This window comes from Syntrophaceae bacterium (genome assembly GCA_013177825.1).
Lineage (GTDB): Bacteria > Desulfobacterota > Syntrophia > Syntrophales > PHBD01 > PHBD01.
Map to the genome: position 1 here is coordinate 155,000 of JABLXX010000001.1, position 26,214 is coordinate 181,213.

23 protein-coding genes are annotated in these 26,214 nt (G+C 54.8%); 14 read left to right on the top strand and 9 right to left on the bottom strand.

Translation table 11 applies throughout. The features are described 5' to 3' along the window. Nucleotides 1-30: 30 nt before the first annotated feature. The gene (locus tag HPY65_00785) at nucleotides 31-309 is read left to right on the top strand and encodes a hypothetical protein (GenBank protein NPU82993.1); all 279 of its coding nucleotides are present in this window, start codon (nucleotides 31-33) and stop codon (nucleotides 307-309) included. Next, on the top strand, nucleotides 302-571 hold the full coding sequence (locus HPY65_00790; GenBank protein NPU82994.1) for a hypothetical protein: 270 nt from the start codon (nucleotides 302-304) through the stop codon (nucleotides 569-571). Before HPY65_00785 ends, HPY65_00790 begins: the two co-directional genes overlap by 8 nt. Nucleotides 572-1,478: 907 nt before the next feature. Here the strand turns inward: HPY65_00790 and HPY65_00795 are convergent. From HPY65_00795 to HPY65_00810, 4 genes are all read right to left on the bottom strand, one after another. Continuing rightward, complete coding sequence (locus tag HPY65_00795; protein NPU82995.1) at nucleotides 1,479-2,180, bottom strand: hypothetical protein; 702 nt, start codon at nucleotides 2,178-2,180, stop codon at nucleotides 1,479-1,481. Nucleotides 2,181-2,325: 145 nt separating this feature from the next. After that, nucleotides 2,326-2,736 (bottom strand): hypothetical protein, encoded by a 411-nt coding sequence (locus HPY65_00800; GenBank protein ID NPU82996.1) that lies wholly within the window; start codon nucleotides 2,734-2,736, stop codon nucleotides 2,326-2,328. A gap of 62 nt (nucleotides 2,737-2,798) precedes the next feature. After that, nucleotides 2,799-3,041: a hypothetical protein gene (locus HPY65_00805; GenBank protein ID NPU82997.1), complete on the bottom strand. Its 243-nt coding sequence runs from the start codon at nucleotides 3,039-3,041 to the stop codon at nucleotides 2,799-2,801. A gap of 326 nt (nucleotides 3,042-3,367) precedes the next feature. Next, nucleotides 3,368-3,736: a hypothetical protein gene (locus HPY65_00810; protein ID NPU82998.1), complete on the bottom strand. Its 369-nt coding sequence runs from the start codon at nucleotides 3,734-3,736 to the stop codon at nucleotides 3,368-3,370. 545 nt (nucleotides 3,737-4,281) lie between these two features. Between HPY65_00810 and HPY65_00815 the strand changes: the two genes are divergently transcribed. The 5 genes from HPY65_00815 (at nucleotide 4,282) to HPY65_00835 (ending at nucleotide 8,598) form a co-directional block, all read left to right on the top strand. Continuing rightward, nucleotides 4,282-4,737 (top strand): hypothetical protein, encoded by a 456-nt coding sequence (locus HPY65_00815; protein ID NPU82999.1) that lies wholly within the window; start codon nucleotides 4,282-4,284, stop codon nucleotides 4,735-4,737. A 797-nt stretch (nucleotides 4,738-5,534) separates the two neighbouring features. Beyond that, nucleotides 5,535-5,894 (top strand): hypothetical protein, encoded by a 360-nt coding sequence (locus tag HPY65_00820; protein NPU83000.1) that lies wholly within the window; start codon nucleotides 5,535-5,537, stop codon nucleotides 5,892-5,894. Nucleotides 5,895-5,932: 38 nt separating this feature from the next. Beyond that, the gene (locus tag HPY65_00825) at nucleotides 5,933-7,309 is read left to right on the top strand and encodes an amidohydrolase family protein (protein NPU83001.1); all 1,377 of its coding nucleotides are present in this window, start codon (nucleotides 5,933-5,935) and stop codon (nucleotides 7,307-7,309) included. A gap of 85 nt (nucleotides 7,310-7,394) precedes the next feature. After that, on the top strand, nucleotides 7,395-7,553 hold the full coding sequence (locus HPY65_00830) for a hypothetical protein (GenBank protein ID NPU83002.1): 159 nt from the start codon (nucleotides 7,395-7,397) through the stop codon (nucleotides 7,551-7,553). 193 nt (nucleotides 7,554-7,746) lie between these two features. After that, complete coding sequence (locus tag HPY65_00835; GenBank protein NPU83003.1) at nucleotides 7,747-8,598, top strand: IS1595 family transposase; 852 nt, start codon at nucleotides 7,747-7,749, stop codon at nucleotides 8,596-8,598. Between the two features lie 10 nt (nucleotides 8,599-8,608). On the opposite strand, the gene HPY65_00840 is transcribed toward HPY65_00835, so the two are convergent. The 3 genes from HPY65_00840 to HPY65_00850 form a co-directional block, all read right to left on the bottom strand. Next, nucleotides 8,609-8,974, bottom strand: a complete 366-nt coding sequence (locus HPY65_00840; protein NPU83004.1) for a hypothetical protein — start codon at nucleotides 8,972-8,974, stop codon at nucleotides 8,609-8,611. Continuing rightward, a complete protein-coding gene (locus HPY65_00845; GenBank protein ID NPU83005.1) occupies nucleotides 8,967-9,299 on the bottom strand; it encodes a hypothetical protein in 333 nt (110 codons plus the stop codon). Before HPY65_00845 ends, HPY65_00840 begins: the two co-directional genes overlap by 8 nt. A gap of 561 nt (nucleotides 9,300-9,860) precedes the next feature. Beyond that, a complete protein-coding gene (locus tag HPY65_00850) occupies nucleotides 9,861-10,190 on the bottom strand; it encodes a hypothetical protein (GenBank protein ID NPU83006.1) in 330 nt (109 codons plus the stop codon). A gap of 78 nt (nucleotides 10,191-10,268) precedes the next feature. On the opposite strand from HPY65_00850, the gene HPY65_00855 reads away from it, so the two are divergent. The 6 genes from HPY65_00855 to HPY65_00880 all read left to right on the top strand — a co-directional run bounded on the left by HPY65_00855 (nucleotide 10,269) and on the right by HPY65_00880 (nucleotide 19,485). Continuing rightward, on the top strand, nucleotides 10,269-10,682 hold the full coding sequence (locus HPY65_00855) for a LysR family transcriptional regulator (GenBank protein ID NPU83007.1): 414 nt from the start codon (nucleotides 10,269-10,271) through the stop codon (nucleotides 10,680-10,682). Between the two features lie 220 nt (nucleotides 10,683-10,902). Beyond that, nucleotides 10,903-13,482: a molybdopterin-dependent oxidoreductase gene (locus HPY65_00860; protein ID NPU83008.1), complete on the top strand. Its 2,580-nt coding sequence runs from the start codon at nucleotides 10,903-10,905 to the stop codon at nucleotides 13,480-13,482. Between the two features lie 15 nt (nucleotides 13,483-13,497). Beyond that, entirely contained in the window at nucleotides 13,498-14,205 is a 708-nt protein-coding gene (locus HPY65_00865; GenBank protein ID NPU83009.1) for a 4Fe-4S binding protein, read from the top strand. 137 nt (nucleotides 14,206-14,342) lie between these two features. After that, nucleotides 14,343-14,999 carry a molecular chaperone TorD family protein gene (locus tag HPY65_00870; GenBank protein NPU83010.1) on the top strand — a complete coding sequence of 219 codons (657 nt, stop codon included), beginning with the start codon at nucleotides 14,343-14,345 and terminating at the stop codon, nucleotides 14,997-14,999. 320 nt (nucleotides 15,000-15,319) lie between these two features. Continuing rightward, nucleotides 15,320-17,545 (top strand): PAS domain S-box protein, encoded by a 2,226-nt coding sequence (locus HPY65_00875; GenBank protein NPU83011.1) that lies wholly within the window; start codon nucleotides 15,320-15,322, stop codon nucleotides 17,543-17,545. A gap of 77 nt (nucleotides 17,546-17,622) precedes the next feature. Then, complete coding sequence (locus tag HPY65_00880) at nucleotides 17,623-19,485, top strand: PAS domain S-box protein (protein NPU83012.1); 1,863 nt, start codon at nucleotides 17,623-17,625, stop codon at nucleotides 19,483-19,485. Between the two features lie 95 nt (nucleotides 19,486-19,580). On the opposite strand, the gene HPY65_00885 is transcribed toward HPY65_00880, so the two are convergent. Together HPY65_00885 and HPY65_00890 are read right to left on the bottom strand one after the other, a co-directional pair. Beyond that, nucleotides 19,581-22,919, bottom strand: a complete 3,339-nt coding sequence (locus HPY65_00885; GenBank protein NPU83013.1) for a CHAT domain-containing protein — start codon at nucleotides 22,917-22,919, stop codon at nucleotides 19,581-19,583. A gap of 34 nt (nucleotides 22,920-22,953) precedes the next feature. Further along, nucleotides 22,954-24,756, bottom strand: a complete 1,803-nt coding sequence (locus HPY65_00890; protein ID NPU83014.1) for a hypothetical protein — start codon at nucleotides 24,754-24,756, stop codon at nucleotides 22,954-22,956. 232 nt (nucleotides 24,757-24,988) lie between these two features. Between HPY65_00890 and HPY65_00895 the strand changes: the two genes are divergently transcribed. Then, complete coding sequence (locus HPY65_00895) at nucleotides 24,989-26,185, top strand: hypothetical protein (protein ID NPU83015.1); 1,197 nt, start codon at nucleotides 24,989-24,991, stop codon at nucleotides 26,183-26,185. Nucleotides 26,186-26,214: the final 29 nt, after the last annotated feature.

Sequence of the window (26,214 nt, forward strand, 5' to 3'; positions counted from 1 at the left end):
AGCGCAGGGACCTTTGATAGAGATCACGCCATGTCTTTGGCTAGTGAGGGAGAAGACGATGGGCTCCGATGGGCCGGGACCGCCAGTGCTTCCGACCTGGAGGAGGTCCGGAGCGGCCATCAATTCTATAACCAATTCAGATACGGTATCCCGGATCTGCTCGGCAATTCCATTGTCGGCGCCTACTTCTCCGATATCATCAAGAAGAAGGAACACCTCCGGGACAATGATGCCTTCCTTGAATGGGTTGACGGTTGGCTTTCAGCCGTCGAGAAATTCATGGAGTCGATGGAAGAAGAGGGTGCGTAAGGATCCGGATTCAAACCTACTGCAAAATTTCCCCGGCCTTGAATCGGGCGAGCTCCGGTTATGGTTCCGTGTCTTCCTGGATGCCTTCGTTACCGTCCGAGACTGCGGCGGCGGGCAGGACGTGGCCTGGGCGTGGCTGATGGATCCCGGAAATCAATTTCTCGAAAGCTTGGCGGAGCATTTCGACTACACGCCGGAGGCCTTCAGGCAGAAGGTAAGACGAGCCCTTGAACGGACCTTCAGCGCCCGGGAGAAGGCCTAACAGGACCGCCTCCGGTCGGTAGTGGCGAGATCGGGACGGGCGAATGCCCGTGAATGTCTCCCCGAGAAAGTCCCTCATCGGTAATCACCCCGCTCATTTGTACCCGATCCCTCCAGGTTTTCCTCCTCCGCTGCGCTGAAGCATAACAGAAAGACAACCGGCTGGACTGCCTAAGGTTTGCTCCGGGTTGCTGGGGCGAGCTCATGGAAAACCTATGCCCGGGCCGTGGAGAAGGCGGAATAGGCCCTGAAGGATACTACAGACAAGAAGGAAGGCCGTTTCGCAAACCTGAAACAGGCAATCCGGCCAATTTGTCAAACTGAACGAAATGCCTGAGCGGACGGCTTCGGAGATCGAGGCGGAACTGCTCGAGCAGATCGAACGCCATGACCGGGAAGGCCGGCTTCTCGGTCATGAGTGACAGCACGATCCTGGAAATCCTCCGGGCGACCGCCCATCAGAACATCACACAACCCATGTCATCGGGAGCCGGGCTCATAGGTGAGGTGGCACCGGAGGTCATACTTCCCCTGAAACGAATGCCAGTGCGCGGCCCGGATCCGTCACGTGGCCGGAACCCAATGGGGATCACGACGGTACCTGAATATGGATCTGCTTAGAGAACAGGACCCGGATCAAGCCATTGACCTTGTGGAGGCAATCTAGAACCCGGAGGGCACTGCCACAATAAAAGCGAAAGATTCTTGACACTACCCTACGATCCCGAAAAGCAGCGTGTAGCATGGCAGACGGCTGTCGAGACCGCCCCCGAGGGCAAGATCACGGCAGCGCACAGGCCGCAATAACCAGCCCGAAGTCGGTTGTAATTCCCGGAAGAATACCTAATAAAATAAAGGGTTCGCACAAAGTGACGTAGGTTAAACCATGCCGGAAAAGGCGACTTTTCTTACTGACAATATCCGCTTATCAAATTGAGTCGAAGACATATTTCTTTCAGGTAAGGACAGAAGGCCGTCAAGGTCAACATCAGAGCCCACAGGACCAGAAGGAAAAGAGCCATGTTTCTTTCGAAGGATTTCATCCCTCCGCCAACTTGCGCGAGTTGATGGTCGCGGTTCGCTTTCTTCCCTTCCATATCTTTGTCGGGGTATCTCTCGTTCGACCATGCGAAATGCGCAAAATCTCGGTTTCCATCCCTTCCGATTGCTATTCCAGCTAATATTGAACCCTCTTCTCGAAGTGGGCCAAAGACGTGTGCCTCAAGGGTAAAATATCTGAGCGGCACGCCCAATGTGGAGAGTTTGTGTTCCAGATTCCGTAATGTTCGCCGGCAGTACTCCAGGTAATGATTTTGTTTATCATGCAGGGTTATCCAGCCGGCCGAAGAGATCATGCCTAATCCCGCTATGCTTGTTAGTATAAGTACCTTATCAAAAGATTCCCCCTCCACATTAATGAAGACTTCCAGAGCGGCAGCAAACAACGCTGCTTGGATTGCCAGCATCAAGAGTTGAACCCGTTTGAAGTAGTTTTCGTTTTGCACCTTCCAAATATCGAGATGAACTCGATACACTTCAAGGATGTAGCTTCTCTCACGCTCCAAAGGAATTCTTGATCCATTGGAACCGCTTGTTTCTGGGGCTGTCATGCTGCTCATGCCTCTCGAATTAAAGTACTTTTATTTCGAACAATTACTAAGTACTTGAAGCCCATCTTGTCCATGCAGTGGCAGAATTTTCAAGAACCGTGGCAGAAGGCCATCGAGACCACCCCGGAAGGCAATAAGATATCATCTATCTTGCCTTGCAGGCATCCAGGGCTTTCATGGTGATGATGCGGCGGGGATTGTTTTCATCGAACATCGAATGGACGCGGGCCTCGGCAATGGTCTTGCCGTTCTTCTCGCTGAATTCAATGATAAGCGACACGGGGCCGATGGTGCTCCCGCCTGTAACCTCTCCTGTCACATGGACCTGATAGGAATAGACGAAGACGTGCCAGTAAAAACCAAGTTCATCGGCTTCCTTCTGCCAGTAGCGCCCGATGCATCGAGTGGCTTCTGTCACGTCCCCCTTCATGACAGCAGTTGCGAAAGGCTTCTCCTGGCTTACGGTTTTGACGGTGACGAGCCCAACGCTACAACCAGAGAGGATGAGGAGCACGGCGATGGTGAACACAAGATGTTTAATAGGCTTTGCGTTCATGACACCTTCTATTTTCTAGGACAGGTCATCGAACACATATATGAGATGAGCAGCACGTGCACCTAAACGATGCGCGTGACGGGGATTTTTTCTATCCCCTCGAGTATCTCATATCGGTTTTCGTCGATTTTATTTACTCTGCTTCCCTGCGCTGTGATCAACTTAAGCATGCCTGGGATTTCTTGGGGTTCCGCCCCAAACTCTTCGGAGATATGAAAATCCTGCATAATAATAATGGAATAGACCTTTCCCGATGCGTCAACCGCCTTAAACCTTCCAACCTGACGTGTTACTTTCTTGTTCATTTTATCCCACTCCTTCAACAGCACGGTGATCTTCTGGCGGGCTGTCGCCTCTTGAATCGGCGCAATCACCAACAGGGCCGGATCCGGCGGTCCTGCTGGCTACGTAACCTGCGGCAACGGCCGGTACATATCCGAGGGAGCCCTGGCCGTACCCACTTCATGGTGCCGTTACTGTCGTGATGGTGATTGAAAATGAAGCTGGACATGCCGCCGGATCCGCTCATAGTACCTTAATGCTGCTTCACAAGAGGGAATGCTTTCACATCGCAGGTCCGGGCTGCAGAAAGAATTTCTAAAGAAGACGCTACGCCGCTCTTTTTCCGCTGTCAAGAAGTGCTTTCCGCCTTGCCGGACGGTACATCCGGAGTCATGTCCTGGTGGAATTCCACAGCGATTATCTTTCCTGTCTCATCCTGAATCAGTTTCGCCTGAATAGAAAGATCGGACTGAAACCCTACTGATTTTAGATATTCGCGTTCAGCGAACCGATGAAGTTGTTGGACGGTTTTAGCCAAGACGACGATTTTCTTTGATCCATACTGATATTCAACTTTGACGAGATCTCTTGTTTTGATGTCACGGATGGATTGGGCTCTGATTTCTGCACCCGAAGGAATGCCCTGCAGCTTTAGAAAATTCCGCTCAACGGCCCGATGAAGGTCCCGAAGCTTGCCGACCGAGAGAACGTGGTTCATTTCGTCGCTCCGATGAATGGTTGTAATAATTACGGCAACAACGAATGATCATTAATTTATGACTGCGTATTATGTCATATGTGACATATCACGCAAAAGCCATCTTTGAACAGCGAAAAACTGATGGGAATGCGCGGTGGCTGAGTTCAAGAACAGGCAAGCTTCGCCCCCTTACTGCCTTAAAACAACCCCAAGAAACGGGGCTAAGCATGGAAACAATGCGTAGAGACCACCCCGAAAGAAACGGTAGCAGCTGCGCTACAGGGGTGCTGTGAGGAGATCAGGACCCCGGGCGAAGGTGTTGACCCGTCCGGGCGGGACAAAACGTCCTAGAGGCGAATTTCATCTTGACACAGGGGCCGGATTCGGTAATCTGAAGGCGCTCACATCTTAACCGGGAGGCCTGCACCGTTATGCAGCCGTTTTTGTTTGTGGCAGAGACTACAATCTGGTCATTGGACTCGGGTAGCAGTAATGCCCCGGCCCCCGTTAAGAGGGTGAGCGGTCCAATGGCCTTTTTGCGTCTATGGAGGGAGGGGCGAACAGTGACCAGAGACGAAAAAAAGCTCAGGGGGGATCTCGAAAAGATCAATGGGGAAATCGAGGAAAAAGGGCTTTCCATAGATACCAGCCAGCGGCGGTTCAAGCTTAAAAGTAGGTTAGAAGCGGAAATTAATTATAAAAAGAACAAAGAAGAGCTTCGTTCGAAAATCGATGAAATGCTCGCTGAAACGGATCGAAGGATAAGCAGGGACTCAATTTATTTCATGTGCAGAATGCTCCAAGTTGGATATGGCTCATTCCTCGAAAAACGTGCAGAATACGCAAGGGCTCCAATCACCCACGTAGAAACAAATGAAACTCCCACAGAAAAAGGACTTATGACCATTCGTGGCGGAAAATATGTGCCAAAGCCCTCAAAGGCTAAAGTGGGGATCCTGTCAGACGAATTTCTCGCCTGGAAAAAGGAGCATGAGGAATCCCCCGCGCCAAACGATTGAAAAAGCACAGGAATTTGCATCTATGGAGGTGAATCATGTCGTTGTCATTTCTTTGCTCAAGGGAACATCTAAAAAAGTTTCTTACGGGTTGCATCGACTGTGAGGAAAAAAGGATCAAGACTTATGAAGATTTCCTCAAAAGGCGGTGGCGTGGGGAGCCCAGCGCGGAAGCAGTAAAGATAGAGAAAGAATCGAAAGAAAGAACCAGGAACGCAATAAAATTTTCCAGGGAGCTTATCAAGAAATGGCGGAATGACTATCAGCAATGTTGTGGACATGAATACGGGAAAGAAAAGGTGAACAAGCAAACGGAGCGAAGGAAGTTTATAGTGATCCAGGGCGGCCTTCGGTCTTCGGAAGGGCACGTTACATCCCCCGCGCCCAACGGGTCACAATGAACTTGCACAATAGGGGGCCGTCCCGATCTTCGAAGGTGACCAAGGCGAGAGGCGGGAGCGATCCCGCCTTTTTCTTTTTGCCGGCTCATGGCAAAAATGGGGGGAGGGTAGGGCGATATGGGGTACATTTGGGGGTATCAGTGATTTCTGCCATTGTGATTAGATAACGATACCGGATAGATACGGTCTAAATGCGATGGACGCCCCGGACAAAAGTTTTCATGTTCACGATGGGTCTCGCCGCTCATCATCTTCTCATGATCCGGTCGCCGGAAATGCTGGTTTTGAATGGACCCCGAAGCCGGTCGGACACGCTCGATCTGGACACCGTTTCTTGTACCAGATTAACGGGCTTTTCCCGGATCATCCGATCGTAGAGAACAGGGGAATCAAATTTCCATGACGGCATATGGGCTCATAGGACTCGGCATTGTTCTGTATATCGTCACAATCATCCTGCTGTTCAAGGATTCCCGTCGCGGTTACGGCACGACGATGGGAGGAGACATGCTTGCGGGCGGCCTGTGGGCGTTTGGTTCGATCTTTCTGGCTCCGGGAATCTGCCTCGCAGGCGGTCTGTCCCTGCCGTGGGTTTTGCCTCTTGCCGTAGTCCTGTACCTGGCGGGTCTGCCGTGCCGGGCGGCGGTTTCCAGGCTGGGAATGAAATACGGGAAGCCGGCGCCCGGTCCGCAGCCTTCCGGCTTCGCGGAGTATGTCCGGCGGACCGAATCGATGCGGGATGGAGAACGGAAACAATAAGCATCCTGTCTGAAACGGGTATAATGAGGAGAGGGCTGATGATGAAAAAACGGCTTTGCCTGCCGGTTCTATCCATTCTTCTCTGTTTGATGTTTCCATTTTCAGCCATGGCGCAATCGGTGCCCGATCCCGATCTTGTGGCTGCCATCGCCGGAATCAAGGCGATCGACAATCACGCCCATCCGTTGCGGGTCTTGAAGGAAGGCGAACGGGACACTGAATGGGGCGAGTTGAGCTATCATACCCTGTCGGCGGCAACCTCCGATCCGAGTGAAGAAATTCCGCTGGTTCCTTTCCGGCTGCGGCCGGAAAGTCCGGAATACGTTGCCGTCTGGAAAGAGCTTTATGGAGTATCTCTCGGCAGGGTCCCGAAAGAATTCATTCGGGAGGTGATCCGGACCAAGAAACGGATCATGCGGGAGCAGGGGGACAATTACCCTGCCTGGGTCCTTGATAAAATCGGCGTGGAAACCATGCTCGCCAACCGCACGGCCATGGACCGCAGCCTGCCTGCTACCCGTTTCCGCTGGGTCCCGTATGCCGACGCCTTGATGTTTCCACTCTCCAACCAGGAAGCCAAGGTGACGAGGCCGGATCTTGCCTCCTCTTATGAAGGTCTGGAGCGGCTGCGCGCGTCCTTTCTGAAGGACCTGGGAATCTCCCGGTTGCCCTCCAGCCTGAAGGACTACCTGTCCATGGTTGTCACCCCGTCACTGGAGCGCCAGAAGCAGGGAGGCGCCGTGGCTGTGAAATTCCTGACCGCCTACCTGCGCCCGCTGGAAGTATCGAATCCTTCGGCGGAGCAGGCTGGGCGTGTCTATGAGGGGTATGTTCGGGGGGGCAAACCGACGGGCAGGGAATACGGAACGCTGCAGGATTACCTGTTTCGCTACATCTGTCGGGAAGCCGGCAGGCTCGGCATGGCTGTCCATATCCACACGGGCTTCGGCATCGGCCAGTATTTCGACGTGGTCGGCTCCAACCCCCTTCTTCTGGAATCCGTCTTTAACGACCCGGACCTGCGAAAGACCCGGTTCGTCATTATCCATGGGGGATGGCCGTTTGCGAAGCAAACCGCCGCCATGCTGCTTAAGCCGAATGTATACGCCGATTTCTCCGCCATCGACTTTCTCCTTTATCCACGCGAGGTTGGCGACGTGCTCCGGAGCTGGCTGGAGATCGCGCCCGACAAGGTCCTGTTCGGGACCGACGGCTTTGAACTCGATCCGAACATGCTCTTTGTGAACTGGGAGGAATTCTCGTGCCTGGGTACCAGGAGTGCGCGGCAGGCCCTGGCGCTCGCGCTCACGGATATGAAGCAGGACGGCGAAATCACCCATGAGGAGGCCTTGGTGATTGCCCGGAAAGTACTTCGCGAAAATGCAATCCGGATTTATGGACTGGTGAGCCGATGAGTGTTTATGCCCGCTGACCTGCACCCGAAAAGCGGCAGCGAGGAGTGGAGTTTACCGGATATCGCTGGAGCGACGATGAGGGAACATGGAGACGGCGACATTAATGATCAGCCTTCTTTTTGCGGTTCTTGCCATTGCCATTGTCGTGGCCATTTCAAGGTGGGTATTCAGGATCAACGATATCATCGACGGGATGGACAAAGTAATCGAACTGCTTGAAAGGCAGATCCGCCTACGGGAATAGGACATTGGGATGGAAATCGGGGCGTGATCTTTCCGACGGCCGGCTTTACAGGTTTTCATTCAAGGACATGATATGATGGGAGGCATGTCCAGCTTACCTTTTTTACAGTCCGGACCACGGAGGTATTTGCTTACAAATCGGTATTAATTTTAGGTAATTGATCCTGTGCTGGCACCTGTGATAAGGGTGCCTCATGGACTTAACTAGTTATCATAATGTAATATCCAGCGAGAGCAAAGCCAGAAAATATCTGCTGGGAAAAAGCTTCAAAAACCATCAACGGTTTTGCCCTCGCTGCCGGCAACGCAAGTTATACAAGTTAAGCGACGAAAGGTACCGATGCTCCCGTTGTGAATATACGTTCCATGACTTCTCTGGTCGCTGGATTAATCATGGTCGTCTAACCTGCGTGCAATGGTTGTCGATCCTCAAGCTCTTTGAACTGGAAGTATCTGTCCGGAAGATGTCCCAGCAGATGAAGATGTCCTACAAGGCTGTTTATGGAGCCGTGAGCACGATCCGGATGGCCATTTTGAATCATGCAGCCGACGCCGATGTTCTCCTGGGCGGTGAGATCGAACTGGATGAGTCCTACTTCGGAGGCCGACGGAAAGGCAACCGGGGCCGTGGAGCCGCCGGGAAGGTTCCCGTGTTCGGCATCCTGGAGAGGAAAGGCGTCGTCCAGGTCAGTGTTGTCCCGAATGTCACGGCAGAGACCTTGCTGGGTCTCACCGTCAAGAAGGTTCGCAGGGGAAGCGTCGTTTATACTGACAAGTTCAGGAGTTACGACAGCCTGATGTTCTGCGGATACCGGCATCTGAAAGTGGACCATGGAAAGTACTTCTCTTCCGGTAAGGTCACCATCAACGGATTGGAGGGGTTCTGGAGTTGGGCCAAGGAGAGACTGATCAAGCATCATGGCGTCTCCAAGGAACAGTTCCCTCTTTATTTGAAAGAACTGGAGTTTCGATATAATAATCGCAACTCTGATATTTTCGACCAAGTTGCTACTTTTCTCTGCGATCTTGTGCCAAAATGGGACTAATTACCTAATTTTAATACTTATATTCATTGATAAAACTTTTTGAAAATAACCATGTTTCAGTACGTGTGTATGTGGTCGATACGGTATCGTCTTCCGGATGGAACATATTATACCGCTCACAAACCGACTGTTTCAGTGTGTCATTATCCAAATCACGATCTTGCCTGTTCTTGTCGAGATAATTATCAATTACTTTCTCTCTTATTATTATCTGGATTTTCTTGGACCGTTTATCCGGTCGCATAGGATCGCTTTCAAGTTTCCAGTCGACTTGTATTACATAGTCATTATCTGCATAACGTGAAGCAATCCAAGCGTTTGTCGGAAATATCGGTGTTATGAGCTTGACCCATTGATCCAAAAGATCTTCAGCCATTTTTTTCCCTTTTGGCTGATTGCTTCTCCCCGATTATCTTTATCTTCTTGTTCCATCCGGTCCTGTCCGTCCGCACATTTCTGCAGTTTTTTTTATACTGTAGTTTAAAGATAATTCGCCCCACGTACTCTCCCTCTTCCTGAATCCTGTATCCTAATACCGTCCCTCCATAAAAAGAAGGTTCATCGCGCGTTTTATGAAAATAAATATCACCGCCAACAAGTTCCTTTGCATTATTTTCATCCAGATTCCACCAACCACTTTCCCATACATTTTCGTCGATTTTGACGAAATTATTCATTTGCTCAATAATGTGTATGTCCATTTTTTTGTCTCCTTCGTTGACAAATAGGATGTATATGTTCCATGCTGACAGCAATTACGATCATAAATCAAAACCCCACCTCAAAATAAGAGACGGGGTTTAAATAGGTTTTCCAACCCCCTATATAGGGCCGGAATTAGTGTTAATAAATGTCTTTTATTTCTTCGTATTCAGCATCTGCCCTATTGTTCCAAAAGTCAAGGTATTTCTTTTTCATATGTCTGTACTCTGATCTGCAGCATTTTTTTGATATTAAATCATTTCAGTGATGCGCAACTTTAATTCTCTTAATATTGCAATATTGCATTTATTTATAGGAACCCTGCAATCGCCTCTCTTGTTTCCCAGACTATATCGGGGCAAAGGTCCTGTTCCGTTCTGTTCGGTTTTTCCCGGAGGTGGATGACCGGCTCGACGATGTGCAGACTCTTTCAGGCCAAGACTCGATTACAAGTACTCCAATCTGAACGTGAACAATCCTGCTGCTTGCATGGAAACGACGGGCCTGCGGCCTGGAAACCGGTCCGGGCCGGATACAACCACGTCGTGCTCGGTCCCTCGTCATGGGCGAACTGCCAGCGCTATATGCGTTCCAAAAATCAGCCCGGCTGGTGATGCGGCCTTACACTTCTCGAAATCCGGGCGGGCTGCCTGACGGTATACGCCGCTGATCAGCAGTGAATTGGAAATCGAGCCGCAATCATTACGGATTGTCCGGCCTTTTATCTTCCGACGAACAAGGAATCGGTCGGCGCGGACGATTGCCCATCTGGAAAGGGATTCGGGATGTCCGGCAAAGACTGAATAGCCATCCCCATCATGCATCGGACAGTCACCGATGCTTTCCGGATCATTTGCAGAATCATTTTTCAGCAGGAATCGTATGGCCATATTCCTTCCTTTCGGACATCCATGCTGTCAACGGACTGCGTTATATTAAACATAGATATTCTTGAAGGCAGGTTAATCATGGAGATAAAATTCAAACTCTGGATTGAACAGAATGGAATAACCCTGTTCGGTCATGGACTGGAAGAACTCTTGAAAGGCATCGACGAATACCAAAGCCTCTTCGGCGCCGCCAGAAAACTGAAGATGTCCTATCGGGCGGCCTGGGGCAAAATCAAAGACGCTGAAAAACGCACGGGGATACAACTTGTCGTCACCAACGGCCGCAAGGGTATGCTTCTCACGGAAAATGCGCGAAGAATCGTTATGGAATTCGAGAATATGGAAAATAACATTAATCAACTGCTTCATGATTGCAGCAATTCATTTCCGATACCGGATCTTGGGGGCATGCAGAACGAATCACACCCCCTCCCCACCTCCAAAATGCTTGAGCATTCCCGTCTCCATATGCCTCACCGGGCATATGCATAAAGTTGCATAACCAACTGTAATTATTACAAATTATAGCTTGACAATTCCCCCGGGAAGGCATACGCCGTAGTCGTCCGGTTCACAGGAACTGAAACCGGATCTCAGGTGTCGCCCTCGCCGGGCGGCAGAAAGATTGGGCATCGACTTTATTGCGGAGCGTCCGGAGAGCACAGGATCCGTCCATATCTCCGGAACGCGAGATTGCAGAGGAGGTTACAGGATGAAAAACAAGTTTGAGATGCCAAGACGAAGATTTTTACAGATGACCGGTGCAATCGGGATCGCCACCGCGATGACGGCTTTTCCCTTCCGAAACCTGCAATCGGCATGGGCGTTCGGAGATCATCCGCAGGAGCAGCTTCCCTACCGGATCACCAAGAAGGTCCCCCAGGTCTGTGCAAGGGCCTGCGAAGCGGACTGTGCCTATTATGTCGTCATGGGCGTGGACCCCGCCACGGGCCTGGAGAGGGCCATCACACTGGAAGGACGGCCGGAGGATCCTGTTTCGAACGGGAAATTCTGCATCAAGGGCATGGGGTTCGTCGATTCGCTGTACGATCCGGACCGCCTTATGGTTGCCCTGAAGCGGACCAATCCCGTCAAGGGAACGGACCAGGATCCGGGTTGGGTAACCATGAAGACGGCCGACGCAGTAAATGAAGTCATTGCCGGCCTCAAGAAGCTGAAACCAGAAGAGATTCTCTTTGCATCCCCCGGTGACCCCTACACGAACCGACTCTGCCAGTCCATCGGGGCCACCCGGAGCGACCAGCGGACGGAATGCTTCGGCACCCATTACTACATCAACTGCCTGACCCTGACCAACCCGCCCAACAAATTTTATTCCAGCTGCTATACGCCAAGCCACCATGTCTGCGGGTACGATTACGACAATGCCAAGTATCAGATCTGGTTCGGGTTCGACTCCTTCTCCAAGTGCGGCAAGGCGGGCATGCTCAACCACTGGGCCACGGGAAAGAAGAACGGTTGCAAGATTGTCATGTTCAATCCTGTCCGGACGCCTATGGCGGACGGGTATGCCGGCGAGACCTATGGCATCAAGCCGGGAACCGACCTCGCCGTGGCGCTGGCCATGATCCGCACGATCCTTGCGAACAGGAAATACAACGCCTCATTCATTAAAAAGTACTCCGATGCAATCGCTTTGGTCGATGTGGATGGACGTGCCGCCCTGAAGGCGGAGGACGGCCAGTTCCTGGCCTGGTGCAGCAAGCACAGGAAAGCTGAACCAATCGACGATTGTGATGCACCAGCCCTCTCAGGCGGTCCGTTCAGGGTCTCTATCGGAGGCAAAACGATCACCGCCAAGCCCGTCCTGCAGATTCTGACGGAATCGACCAAGACCTATACGCCCGAATGGGCCGCCAGGATCAGTGACGTTCCTGCCAAGGCGATCAGCAGGATCGCCCTCGAGTTTGCCGCGGCTGCACCTTATGCCATGATCCCGACGTACAAACGCGATGCGGCAGGCCCGAACTACGCCAACAGTTGGCGGCTCCGCCACGCGATCAACATTCTCAACACCCTGGCCGGTTCGATCGACCATGAAGGGGGCGTCCTGCTTCTCCACGGGATCAAGATCCCATGGATCGACGAACTGGCCCCACCGGTCGTTCCCTTTCCGGAACAGCCGGCCGAACCGGTCGATTTTCGGAACGAATTTCCCGTCACGAACGACATCTACCGGAAGAAGGATTTCTCCGCACCGGGACACTATGGCATGGTCGGCTGGGGACTTTACAAAACCAACCGGGCCAAGGCGATTTTCTTCCGGAACCCGCACCGGGGGCTCTTCGCCATGATCCAGTCGCAGATGCTGGAAAAGGCAACGGAAAAGATGCAGATGGTCGTGGACTGGAACCTCTACCTCGACGACCTCGGATATTTCTGCGACTACGTCATTCCGGCCCCCCACCAGTTCGAGGAGGGCAAGCTCGACCTGCGCCTCTACTACCCGAAGTATCCCTGCCTCGTCGGCGGCGTCCCGGTTCAGAAGACACCGGGCGACCAGATCGGCTGGGGCGGATTCGCCGCCAAGATCGGTCTGGCCATGGCCCCCAAGTACTGGACGACGGACGGGAGCGGCGATCCCAAGAAGATCATCCCCACGAACATGGGCGATATCGCCGTCAAGAAGGCAGGTGCAGCGGAAAATGGGGCTGATTTCAACAAGAAGGGGGCGTTCTGGATCGATCGGAAACCCTACGAAAACTACAAACAGATCGAGGAGATCGGTTACGGACGTCCCAAGGGAAGGGTTCGGATGTACGTCGACGAATTCGCCCGGGTCGGGCATGAACCGCTGCCGGTCTGGGCCACCCGATGGCATGATTCCAAAGGGGATTACAAGTTCTCTCTGCTGATCACCCGAGCCCCCTGGTACATGCATGCCGATCCGAACTTCATCAACAACGCCGTCCTGAAGGAAGTGACCGTACGAAACTTCATGGACTGTATTTGGATGAACCCCGAGGCGGGCAGGAAACTGGGCCTGAAGGAAGGGGACATGGTGATCCTGGAGAACGACCCCAATTACATGAAGGATCTCCCCAGACCGCAGAAGGCGAAACTGCACCTGACAAACCGCGTCGTTCGGCAGGATTGCATCCTGACCTTCCACGGAATCGGCCACCGGGCGAAAAACCTCCGACATGCCAAGGATTTTGGTTACAGGGATGGAGATCTGATTCCGCAGAAAGATCCCAACATCGTCAAGAAACACGATCCTACCGGGATGGGTTGGGTGGAAGACGTCTATGTCAGCGTCAGAAAAGCATAAGCGAGGTGAATGACGATGAAAGAATATGCGATCCTGCTCGACAATACGTTCTGCACCGGCTGCAACAGCTGTGCATACCGGTGTATCCAGGAGTTCCGATATCACGATCAGGCGTCAAAGGGCCTTTTCAGGACCTTCGTTTCGATCAACGACGGCGGTCTCTACCACAGGCGGTGCATGCACTGCCTCGACCCGCAGTGCGTCAGGAACTGCCCCGTCAAGGCCCTGACCAAGTCCGATTACGGACCGGTTCTGTACGATGCGAAAGTCTGCATCGGCTGCCAGACCTGCGTCCGGGTCTGCCCGTTTCATATCCCCCAGTTTGACGAGGCTTCGAAGAAGATCGTCAAGTGCAGCCTCTGCGCCCAGCGGCTGGGCGACGGGAAACAGCCGGCCTGCGTCGAGATCTGCCCCACCGGTGCGCTGCAGTTCGGCGAATACGGGGCGATGAAGACACTGGCCCTGAAACGGGCCAAGGAAAAGAAACTCAAACTGTACGGCTATGACGAGGGCGGCGGGACCCATGTGTTTGTCCTGACCAAGGAAGATTCCGCAGCGGCCGGCTATCCGAATGTGCAGAAGAAGGCGTTGAAAAGCGGAAGGGCTTCCCTGGATGGGGGGCTCGGCGTACCGGCCATGGCGGTGCTGGCCGTGACAGGCATGAAAAAGTTCAGCGAGCGGCGCGCCCGCATCGAGGCGGAAACGAAAAACGAAAAACCCTGATGATTGTCAGGAAGCGTTCCCTGGGCGGGGTCGAGAGGCCCTGCCCGGGGTGCCGGAATATTCCTCCGGGACAATGCATGGCCATCGGTCCCGGGGGCACGTTCTCACGAAGAACAATACGCAGAAAGGACACGGTCATGACCGCAGACAATAAAAAAATCCTGGAGTTGGAAGCCAGGGCAACCGTTTTCTCCCTTCTCGCCCAGGCTTTCAACTATCCCGATCGCGAACTGGTCGCAAGCCTCCGCAAAGGGGAGTTTCCCGCCGCCCTATTTTCCGCCGTCGGCTGTCTTCCGGATGCCTCATCAATCTCGGAAGAGATTGCAGCCATCGGAAAGGAGTATGTTGATTCCGATCAGGGGGATGACGCTCTGCTTCTGGAGCTGGAAAAGGACTACACTCAAATGTTCTTTTCCTCGAAGCCCCGGCTGGTCTATCTTTTTGAATCGGTCTACAACGAGGGCAAAATTCTCCAGGAATCAACCTTCCAGATCGCAAGGCTGTACTATGATGCCGGCTTGAGGCCCGCCGAACATTTCAAGCTGCCGCCGGACCACATCGCGGTGGAGTTCGAATTCATGTCCTATCTGTATTTCAACGAAATCAAGGCCATTCAGACGAACAATCCAAAGAATGCGGAATTCGCCCGTCAACTGCAGCATGACGTCATGATCAACCACCTGGGATCTTTCGGAGGAACGTTCGCGGAAAAAGTGGCGGCCCACGGAAGAACCTTATTCTACAAAAAGATGGGGATCATTGCGGCGTTTACTCTTGCCGGAGTCCGGTCTTAAGAATACTGCTGGCAGGCCGCACTTCCCGGGATTCTTCCAGCCCTTTCTTCCACTGATTTCCCTTTGTGGAGGAAGATGGGCGTTCCTTGTCCGGCAATCATCGATAAGCATATCCTTCCGTACACATTATCAATTCAATTATCTTTTCATATTACACATTACCCAGCCGCATCTGAATAAAGCATTTGACGAAATGGGCCGTGTTCCGTCAATGTATCGACCAGACAGACCGCTTATCCGCAATCCATCGCCCTTTCGCAACTCATAACATGAGGCGATACAACGGCCGGGGTGACCTCTCGGTCATGGAGAGAGGGACCATGGCGCGAATTCTGATTGTCGACGATACCCCGGAAAACCTTTATCTGCTGGAGATCATCCTGAGAGGGAACGACTTTGAAACCGTGACCGCCACCAACGGAAAGGAGGCGCTGGCAGCGGCAAGAACCAAACCACCGGATCTCATCGTCTCGGACATCTTCATGCCCGTCATGGACGGGTTCACATTTTTGAGAGAATGCAAGCAGGATGCGAACCTCGAAGACATTCCATTCATTTTTTACACGGCGACCTACACCGACTCGAAAGACCAGAAATTCGCCCTGAGCCTGGGGGCGGACATGATCATTGTCAAACCGATCGATCCGCCCGATCTGGTGGGAAAGATCCGCAGTCTGCTCGAAAAGCGGGGAAGGGGATTCCTGCCGTCAGGGAAACTGGAACCGACGCCGGACGAAGAATTTCTGAAAGGATACAGTGAAACCGTTGTCCGGAAACTTGAGGAGAAAGTGCATGAACTGGATGAGGTGAACCGGGCGCTTTCCATAAGCGAGCATAAATACCATCGCATTTTCGAAGACGCCGTCCTCGGTATTTTCCAGTCCACGCCGGAAGGGCAATACACGCTTGTGAACCCGGCCTTTGCGCGCATGTTCGGCTTCAATTCGCCGCAGGAGATGGTCGAGGCGGTCCGTGACATCGGTGAACAGCTCTATCTGAATTCCCATGATCGGAGTACTGTCCGCAGCATGTTATCGGAGGAGGGCGTAGTCCGGGGATTCATCGCCCCGTTCCGGCACCGCAGCGGCAAAACGATCTGGATCTCCATCAACAGCCATGCCGTTCGGGGCGAGGATGGACGCATCGAATACTATGAGGGAACGGCGGAAGACATAACGGAAAAAATAGAATGGGAGCGGCTCTACCGGATTCTTACGGACCAGTCCTTCGTCGGGGTCTACCTGATCCAGAACCGCAAATTCCGGTTTCTCAACCAGAGCGCCGCCGCATTTGCCGGATATGCACCGGATGAACTCATGGGGAAGGATTCCCTGTTTATGATTCATCCCGACGACCGGAAAAAGGTCCGCACCGTGTCGCGCCGGATGCTCCTGGACGGCGTCACGACCCCCGAGGAAGTCCGAATCATTCGCAAGGACGGAACCGTCCGCTGGATCATGATGACCCTCAATCCAACGGATTACGAGGGCCGGCCGGCAATCCTGGGAAATTCGCTGGACATCACGGAACTGAAGGAGGCCCGGGAAAAGCTGGATCTCTCCAGGGACATGGAATCCTCCATTCTCGATTCCATCCCTCTGGCGGTCATCGGGCTGGAGAACCGGCGGATCACCTTCGCCAATTCCGACACAACCGCCGTCTTCGGCTGGCGCCCCGACGAGCTCATCGGCCAATCCACACGCATCCTGTACCGTAGCGATGAGGAGTTCCGTCAGATCGGCGAGCGGGTATACCGGGCCCTGGCCCAGGAAAGAACGTTCACGGACGAACTGGAGTATCCCTGCCGTCACCAGGACGGACGCGGCATCCTCTGCCGGGTGAAGGCCGCGAGAATCGGAGAAACCCTTCAGGATAACAGGGTCGTCGTCACATACGAAAACATCACGGAGCTGATTCGGACGAAAGAGAAGCTGGGCCAGACCAACGAACAGCTGCAACGCACCCTCTCCAGCACCATCAAGACCATTTCCTCTCTCTTGGAGGCAAAGGATCCCTATACGGCGGGACATCAGGAAAGCGTCAGCCGGCTCGTGACGGCCATTGCGCTGGAGATGAATCTTCCCGAAGATCGAGTCCAGGCCGTCGGAACGGCGGCCCTGCTTCACGACCTGGGGAAGATCCACATCCCCTCGGACATCCTTTCCAAACCGGGAAAGCTGAGTGACGTCGAATACATGCTGATCAAGATCCATCCCGAAGTCGGTCATGATATCATCCGGAACATAGAATTCGTTTTCCCGATCGCGGAGATGATCCTTCAGCATCACGAACGCCTCGACGGATCGGGATATCCACAGGGGTTGTCCGGCGAGCAGATCCTCCTGGAAGCACGCATCATTGCCGTGGCCGATGTCGTGGAAGCCATGGCTTCGCATCGCCCCTACCGGCCGGCACTGGGCATCGATGCGGCCATGGAGGAAATCATGCGGTACCGGGGAACGCGCTATGACACCGGTGTCGTCGATGCATGCCGGCGGCTCTTTCTGGAAAGGAGCTTCCGGTTTGAAGAGCAGCATCAGCACTGAAAGCGAAACGGATTCCCTTCCACTGTCAAAAGGAATGCGGGCCTCCAGGCAGGACACCCGGAGATGAGGAAAGCGCCATGCATCGATGCCTGATAGCCGACGATCAGGAACAGAATCTCTATCTTCTGGAAGTTATCCTCAAGAGCAGCGGATACGAGGTGGAATGCGCCGCAAACGGGGCGGAGGCCCTCGAGAAGGCAAGGCGCCATCCGCCGGATATGGTCATTTCGGACATCCTGATGCCGGTTATGGACGGCTACACCTTGTGCCGGGAGTGGAAGTCGGACAATGTGCTGAAAAACGTCCCCTTCGTTTTTTACACGGCTACATACACAGAACCGAAAGACGAGGAATTTGCCTTGAGCCTCGGGGCGGACCGGTTCATCGTCAAGCCCCAGGAACCGGATGTATTGATCCGCCTGATCCGGGAAGTGCTGGATGAATCCTACTCGGCAAGGCAGGTGGAGGCCAGGCCCCTTGGCGAGGAGATGGAGATTTTCCGTCAGCACAACGAGATCCTGTTCCGGAAACTGGAAAAGAAGATGTCGGACCTGGAGGCGGCCAACCGTCAGCTGCGCATCCTGGAAGAGAAGTACCGCCTGAGCTTCGAGCATGCGACGGACGTAATCTACACAATCGACGCCGACCTGGTGGTTTCCAGCGTTTCTCCCTGCGTGGAGCGAGTCCTAGGTTACAAACCGGAAGAGTTTGTCGGTCGGCCGCTTTCCGACCTGAAGGCGATTCTGACGCCGGAATCATTCGAGCGAGCCGCCTTCGACATAAGCATGATCCTGCGGGGCGACACCATCGAGGCGACGGTTTATCAGTTTATTGCCAAGGATGGCTGCATCAAGCACGGCGAGGTCAGCAGATCTCCCATCCGGAGCGAAGGAAAAATCATCGGGATCGTTTCCATCGCCCGGGACATCACCGAGCGCAAACGGGCCGAAGAGGCCCTGCGGGAAAGCGAGACAAAATACCGCCACATCCTCGAAGACATGGACGATGCTTATTTCGAGCTGGACCTGAGAGGAGATCTCGTCTTCTTCAATGAAGCCCTGGTCAGGAGAACCGGGTATACTCGTGAAGAGCTCACGGGCATGAACTATCGGAAGTATGTAAGTCCCGAGACAAGCAAGCTGGTCTCGAAGGTATTTTTGGAAATCTACAAAACAGGCCAGGCGGTCCGTCTTTTCGACTATGAAGTGATCATGAAGGACGGGCAGATAAAAAATTATGAGTCCTGGGCCAATCTGCTGTCCGACGAACAGGGCCGACCTGCCGGTTTTCGCGGGATGGCCAGGGACATTACCAACCGCAAACAGGCGGAAATGCGTCTGCAGGAGTCCCTGGAGAATCTCCGGAAGGCACTGGGTACGACCATTCAGGTTCTGGTTGCGACTGTGGAGACCAGGGATCCCTATACGGCGGGCCACCAGGTCCGGGTTGCCGATCTTGCCCGCAATATCGCCCTTGAGATGGGATTGCCTCCGGACCGGATCGAAGGAATCCGCCTGGCGGCCGTCATTCACGATATCGGAAAACTGTACGTGCCCACCGAGATACTGACCAAACCGACCAGGCTGAGGGAAATCGAGTTTGCCCTGATCCGGGAACATGCCCAAAAAGGATATGAAATCCTGAAGGATGTCGAATCTGCGTGGCCACTCGCCCAGATCGTCTACCAGCACCACGAGCGAATGGACGGATCGGGGTACCCGAGAAATTTGAAAGGGGACGAGATTATCCTGGAAGCCCGGATACTGGCCGTTTCCGATGTCGTGGAATCCATGGCCTCCCATCGCCCCTACCGGCCGACGCTGGGCATCGAGGCAGCCCTTGAGGAGATTGAGAGGTATCGGGGAACACATTACGATGAAGTTGTGGTCGACGCCTGCCTGAAGCTGTTCCGCGAAAAAGGGTATCGCGTGGTGCAGTGATCCGGGGGATCGTTCGGGGCTTTGCAAGGCTCCGAATCCGTACCCGCCCTCAAGGTTCCCGAACTGTTCTCTGCCGCCATTGCTGCCCGATCTCGTCACCGGGCATCCCCGACCAGGACATAGGCCGCCCAGAAAAACGGATGCGCCGTCGATACGCTCAACGAAGGACTCATCGAGACGCTTCCGTCCGAGGCCACCATGTCGCGCTTGGCAAGGGCGAGGGCTTCCCCTTTCGGGGAATGACCTAGCCGGGAGAAGGTCTTCTGAACCAGCATCTTTGCCGATCGGCTTTCCACGCTCCATTGGGTGACCAGGAGTGACCGCGCGCCGGCATACATGAAACTGCGCGTGAGTCCTGCAAATCCCTCCCCCCGGTCCTCCCCGGCATTGCCGGCGGCGGTATTGCAGGCGGAAAGGACAACGAGGTCGGCATTCAGGTTCAACCCCAGGATCTCACCCATCTCCAACAGGCCGTCGTTCTCCGGGTCGCCGGCAAAACTCAGCGCCAGGGCGGGCTGCGTCCCGGGCCCGAAGTCGCCGGCCATGAGTCCGTGAGTGGCAAAGAGCATGTTCCGGTAACGGCTGAGCTCGAGGTGCTTGACGCTCCGTTCGCTCGCCCGTTCCCGGAGATACACGTCCCGGTCAGGGGAGGCCCCGAGCATGGCCGCCACCGACAGGGCTTCCTCTTTCGTTTCCGGAAGAGGCTGCAGGAGCCACTGCGCCCCGGTTGGCCGGATCGAAACAGCCCTCAGCAGGGCCGAACGGGTCACGGCTTTCCGGGGAGTTTCCGTCTTCCCATGATCGTTTCCCCCTCTGGAAAAATCCGGATCGGCAAAAGCCACGAAGGGGTCCTGTCCCGCAACCGCTTCCTTCCGGAACATCCGCAAGCTGCGCAGGACGGACAGGGAGGGCAGGTACACAATATCCCGGGATTGCAGCCAGAAGGGAGCGTCCTTGAGGGATGCTCCGATAACCGGGTCATTGCGTTTGTCCGGCTGGAACGGCCGGGTCAGGAGGGCCTCGAAAGGCAGCTTGTAAAGGAGGTCGTCCGGGGCAAGGTAAACCGTTTGAAAGGACCGGATGACGTCCTCGACCGGCGCGACAAGCGTTCCATACAGATCGTGGGCTTCTCCAGCCGGGAAGGCAAAAACGGATTGCAGCGTCTTTGCTCCAGGCGGTTCCGGGCTTCCGATGGTTTCGAGAATCCTGGCGAATATCTTTCGAAATGATTCGCTTTTCCGTATCAGCTCCGTTCTGGATATGGGAATCAGCATACAGACGGTGCGATCCCGGGTGACGGCCCAGAGGGCGGTCTGTGTCGGCGTCACGAAGTAACTCAGCGCGGCTTCATTCCTTCCGAGCTGTTTCTGGATGTCCTCGATTTGCAGGCGTCCCGGCGTTCTCAGATCGGCGTAGCGGGGATAACGAAGGGTGATCTGTTCCGCTACGGTCTTTCTTTCCCGACTCGCTTGATCAAGGCGGGTCAACATCTCCTGCCGCCCATCGGATTTTTTACTCTGCCGGATCTGCCTTTCCAGTGCGGCGATTTCCAGGTTCGTCAGGCGCTCCTTATTCAGCAGGGCTGTAAATTCCGGATCCTGCGCCGTCGCGATCAGCGCCTGCTGGGCCCGCGACTCCGTCATCATCTCCGTGAACACCCTCGAGCGCGCCTGTTCGGCCGCCGAAAAGGCCTCTCGATGGTATTCCGGCTGTCCCGTATCCCGGTAGAGTTGCAGCAAGAGGTCCACGTATTCGCGGTAAAGCCTGGAAAATTGCTGCAGGAACGTGGACCGGCTCTCCCGTGAAATGCCGCCCACGCCGGCGGCAACCGATTCCAGAACGGAAACGGCCCGCCGATAAGGGGGCAGGGCCTCTGTCGGCCGGTTTTCCGCCACAGCGGTGCGTCCCTGCAGGTGCAGGGCTTGAACCAGGCCCGCCTGGTCTCCGATCGCTTCCTTGATCGGCAGCGCTTCCTTCAAATACGTCCTGCATTCGGCATATTGACGACGGCGAAACGCTGCATCGGCGAGGTTGAGGGCGATGTCCGACCAGAGCATCCTGTCATCCAGACGAAGGGCCAGTTGAATGGACTGCAGAAAGAAGGAGCGCGCGCGGGTATCGTCCTTTTCGAGTACGGCAATGACGCCAAGGTGGTTCAGGGACAGAGCCTGTCCGTGCCGGTCGTCGATGTGCTTCAGGATGAAATAGGCGCGTTCTTCCGTACGGGCGGCCTCTTTCCGATCCCCCGCGGCCAGATGGCACTGGCTGAGCTTGTGCAGAACGATGCTTGTCGTTCCCTGGTCCCCCTTCACGAGATCCAGGGCTTTTTCATAGTAACGGATGGCGGCGGGATAATCGCCGAGACGGTAATACAGTTCCGCCAAGTCGATCTGGGCGCGGCCGATGCCTCTGTCCACGGCCCAGTTCAGGTTGACAAATGCCTGGTCATAGTTTCCCGTCAGGAGCTGCACCCGTCCGGTGTACCATTTGATGTAGCGCAGCATCCCCTTGTTGTCTCGGTGTTGTGCCTCCAGTTTTTCATACAGCCTCATGGCCTCGGTGTACCGGGCGGCATCGAAGAGCCCCTCGGCCTGCTGCCAGACGTCCGCTTCATCGGGCGACGCCAGGACCTCGACGGCGACATCGTCAATCCATATCGTCCCGGTGCTCTGATAGACGATGCGGAAATCGACGAAATCGTTGTGCCCGATATTGACCGTAACGGAAAATGGCCTCCAGTCGTATGTCCCCGGCGGGAGGGCAAAACGTTTCGCCCAGGCGGCGTCAACGGCCAGAAGCGCGGCGCCGGCGGGAACGTCCCGGGCCTTCAGCCAGCAGGACAGTTTGTATACCGTATTCGGCTTCAGGCCGGCGATTCGCTGCGAGACCGTCGTGAACACATGGGGCTTTGAAGGAGAATAGCTGGTGATTCGCAGGGCTTTTCCCCCGGAATGACGCTCGGCCGTATCGATCTTCATGAAGGCATTGGCATTCATGCTGTTCCACCAGAGGCCGAACTTGAACTTTCCGTCCGTCCGCTCGTAGTGGCCGGTTCCCCACGGGAACACGAGACCGTCCTCGAATCCGCCGTTTGTCAGAAGGTTTGACGCCCCGGATCGGGTCATCGCGGGATGAGCCAGGTTCTGTTTCAATTCCCGGGCGCGGGCAAAGCTGCCTTGAAACGCACCCAGGTTTCGGTTTGCCATGTGAACTGCTGCGATGTTGTTGATGATTTCCGACAGGAGGGCAGGCTGTCCGGCGGCCTGTGCCGTCGCCTGGCCGTAGAATTGCAGAGCCCCGGAAAAGTCCTCCCGGTTGAAGGCCTGATCGCCCCGCCGGACAAGACGCTCCGCATCTCCTCCATAGGCCTCCGGGGCAAAGACCGCCAGCAGACAGAACAGGACCAGGCATAAAAGACGGGAAACACCGGACATGGATGCTCCATGTTTCGGGAAAACCGCACGCGGACTAATCGATGCCCTCGCACGGTCCGTCGTTGAGAAAGTCGGAGACGGTCTTGAGGTACTCCCCGAGGAGCTGTTTGCTCACGACGAAGATGTGGCCGATGTTCTTTTCGAAGGTCCGGTTCAGTCCCCCGCGTGTCATCTGGATGTTCCCCTCGGCGCGCATCCCCCACAACTGGCTGGCCACGCAGGAGCCGGGAGGCGCGATGGGGTCCCTCGAACCCCGATAATCGAAGATCCGCACCTCGCCTCTGCGCAGGGCCTCCATATCGACGGGCCGTCCGTCGAGGTCCGGGTTCGTGGAAGGCATGCGATAGGTTCCCTTCACCAGCTCGTTGCCCATGAAAAACTGTTCAATCCACTGCCTGTGGGCCTTGGCGGGAAACTTTGTCCCGTGAGTGAGCCAGTAGAGGAAAGGCGCCGAATCTTCGATGGCGCGGGAATAGATGGCGCGGCCGTAGAAACCGGAGAGTACGGTGTAATGGACTCCCGGCTGAATCTCGTTCATTCCGAAATCGATGACCTGGGGCGGGATGTTCACGCTCCCGAACAGCTCGTTCATCAGGTTGGGGTCATAGTTCTGGCGGATAAAGGACCGCATCTTTTCATGCCCGCTGTCTTCGTCGTCGAACCGGACCGGCGACGCCATGAGGGCGATTTTGCAGATGTCCATCTTTTCGCCCCTCGCCATGCGCTCTTCTGCACGCCTGGCGAGATAGGGAAGCATCAGCGTCCCGCCCATACAGTATCCCATCATGTCGATCCGGCACTTCGGGTGTCGCTTGCCGATGATCTCCAGGTACCGGTCATGGACGGTTTTGTTGAAAAAGGCCAGTTCAAGATGCGTGTCATCGGGACCGCATTCCCCGTGATCGACCAGATAGACCGCATAGCCTTCCCGAAGCATGCCCTGGACGACCGACTTGCCGTCGGCCAGATCGAACAGCTCCGGCTTGTTGATCAGGGGAGTCGAGATGTAGAGCACCCTGCCGTTGGGCTTGATCCCTTTCGGCAGGAAATAGCGGCGGAGTCTAACGCTGTGAAGCCTGGATCCCTTGACGATTTCATAGTCGGAGCAGCCGATCCGGCCCTGCGTGGCCCGCTCCGAGTATTCCTTCGGGTCGAAGGCGTTGGTCCCGTGCAGGCATTCCAGGCGAAACCGGTTTTCCGCCAGGTATTCCTCAAAGGTCATGCCGTCCGTGCCGTCCGGCTTCTTTCTCATGTAGGGAAGGGATTCACCGTCCAGCGGCATCTCCGTGATAACGACCAGGAGGCACTTGAGCATTTCCTTCATGGCATGAAGCCGCGTCATGCCCAGAGAGTTGTAAGCGTTTTCCATCTGCCCGAATTCCTGGACATATTCCTTCAGCATGCGGTGACCTTCCGGGGTCGTGGCGACGGAGCGGGCCTTGGACCGGTCAAACTTTCCGTCCTTCATGAAATACCCGCAGAGGTCGTAGAGGGACCGGGCGTAGTTCTTGTAAATCCAGCCGTTCAGGTCCCGATAGATGTCCGGTTCCTTCCCGGAACGCGCGGTGATGCGGGCGTGGGTCTTGATCGGATCTGTGAAAAAGGGCTTGAATAGGGTGTTCTGAAAACTGGCGGCAATGGCAAGGGGACCGAACAACTGATAGTTTTGAGTGATCGTGTCGAGAAGCTGCTGGTACTGGAAAAGCATCCGGGTCTGCATTCCTCCTCCCATGCTCTTCCAGGGGATGGCCGTTTTCAGCCCCTCCCTGTTGTCCGCCGGCGTGATTCCCATCTGGATCAAGAGACTGGAGGGACTGATTCTGGTTGCGTCCTTCATGGTTGTCTTCTCCTTTTGGGATTATTCTGCGAGATGAACGTTGATTGAATTTGTCAGATTGATCAACAGGATGCAAGAAGGGAAAAGCATATGCAAGCCATAAATCGCCTCTCCGTCAAAAGGGCAGAACTCTCGCTCCACATGTGATATGGTATTCCTGTGTTTGTTCGGGTCTCTCCGATCGTGATTCAATCCGTCGTATCCTTTAGGGCTTTGTCAGGTTGGAACGGCCATGATTCAGATTTCAAGCTATCTTCATCGCGACATCCTCGACGGCGTCATCCGACGCTGGATGTATGGAGATATGCGCCAAAATGATCGAGAAACCGTCGCAAGGCTCGTTCATTTCAACAATCTTTTTGTCTGCCGTTACCTCGGAATCCTTGCCGAGAGCCTTTTCGGAGGTGCCCATGACGGCAAAACGACATTCCGGCGAATCGCCCGCAAGGGGGAGTTGAAGGATCTGCTGATCGAACATCCGCCCTACCGGAACGAGCGGATCGACGATCTCATCCGTCGATACGGAAGCAATCCGGGCCATTACTATCGGGAAACGCCCTTTCACGGGGTCCTGGTCTGCCGAACGGACGGGGAAGGGCGTCGTTATGCCGGATCCTACCGGATCAAGCGGGCCCGGCGCATTGCGGAAAAGGCGGCCCGTCGTGTCGTCGACCATGTATTTGCGGCCATCCGGAAAAGCGCCGATACACTGGCAGAAGGTCGTGCGAGGCGCATCGGCATTCCCCGGCACGAGCTGATCACGTCGCCGGAAGAGATGAGCCAAGAGTTTCAGTGCGCCGAAGAGGGTTTCCTTGAGGACCTGCGCCGGAAACGCCCGCTGGAAATACAGCACGGGATCGCCATTAATGATATCGGAGGGATAAAGATCGTATGGGAAGATCCTTCCCTGGACCGCCTGTACGAGATCCTCCAGCATGCGGGATGCACCATCGTGGAACAGGAAGAGCATCGGGGAATTTACAATGCCGTGAATCTAACGGTTCGATATGGTCCGCCACGCGAGGCGATTCTTGCGTCCCCCGTACGCGGTCACATACTGTCTTACTTTCAGGAAAGAGGGTGGGATGCCGAGTCGGTAAACCGGGAATTCGCCGAGTTCGTCGGGTCGGGAGAGGAAAACGTTCTGCTGGAGATTATCGTCTCGACGTTCCAGGAAATGCTGGAAAGCGAAATCGGCCGTTGCATGCATGAAGACCGGATCATGGAACAGCGGGCGGCCCGTCCCTACAGGGGCCATCTGGCCCGAAACATCGGCTATCTTCTGGAATACCTGTTTACGCTGCCGGAAGCGCCTCTGGCCGTCACGCAGTCATTGCCGATCCGCTTGTGGGACCGCTACCTTCCCGATACGTTTTTTGAGATCATGAAGGATCTTTTCCGGATACCAACGTCCGGTCCTCTTGAATAGCAGGCAAAGATCCCTTCATGATCCGTTAT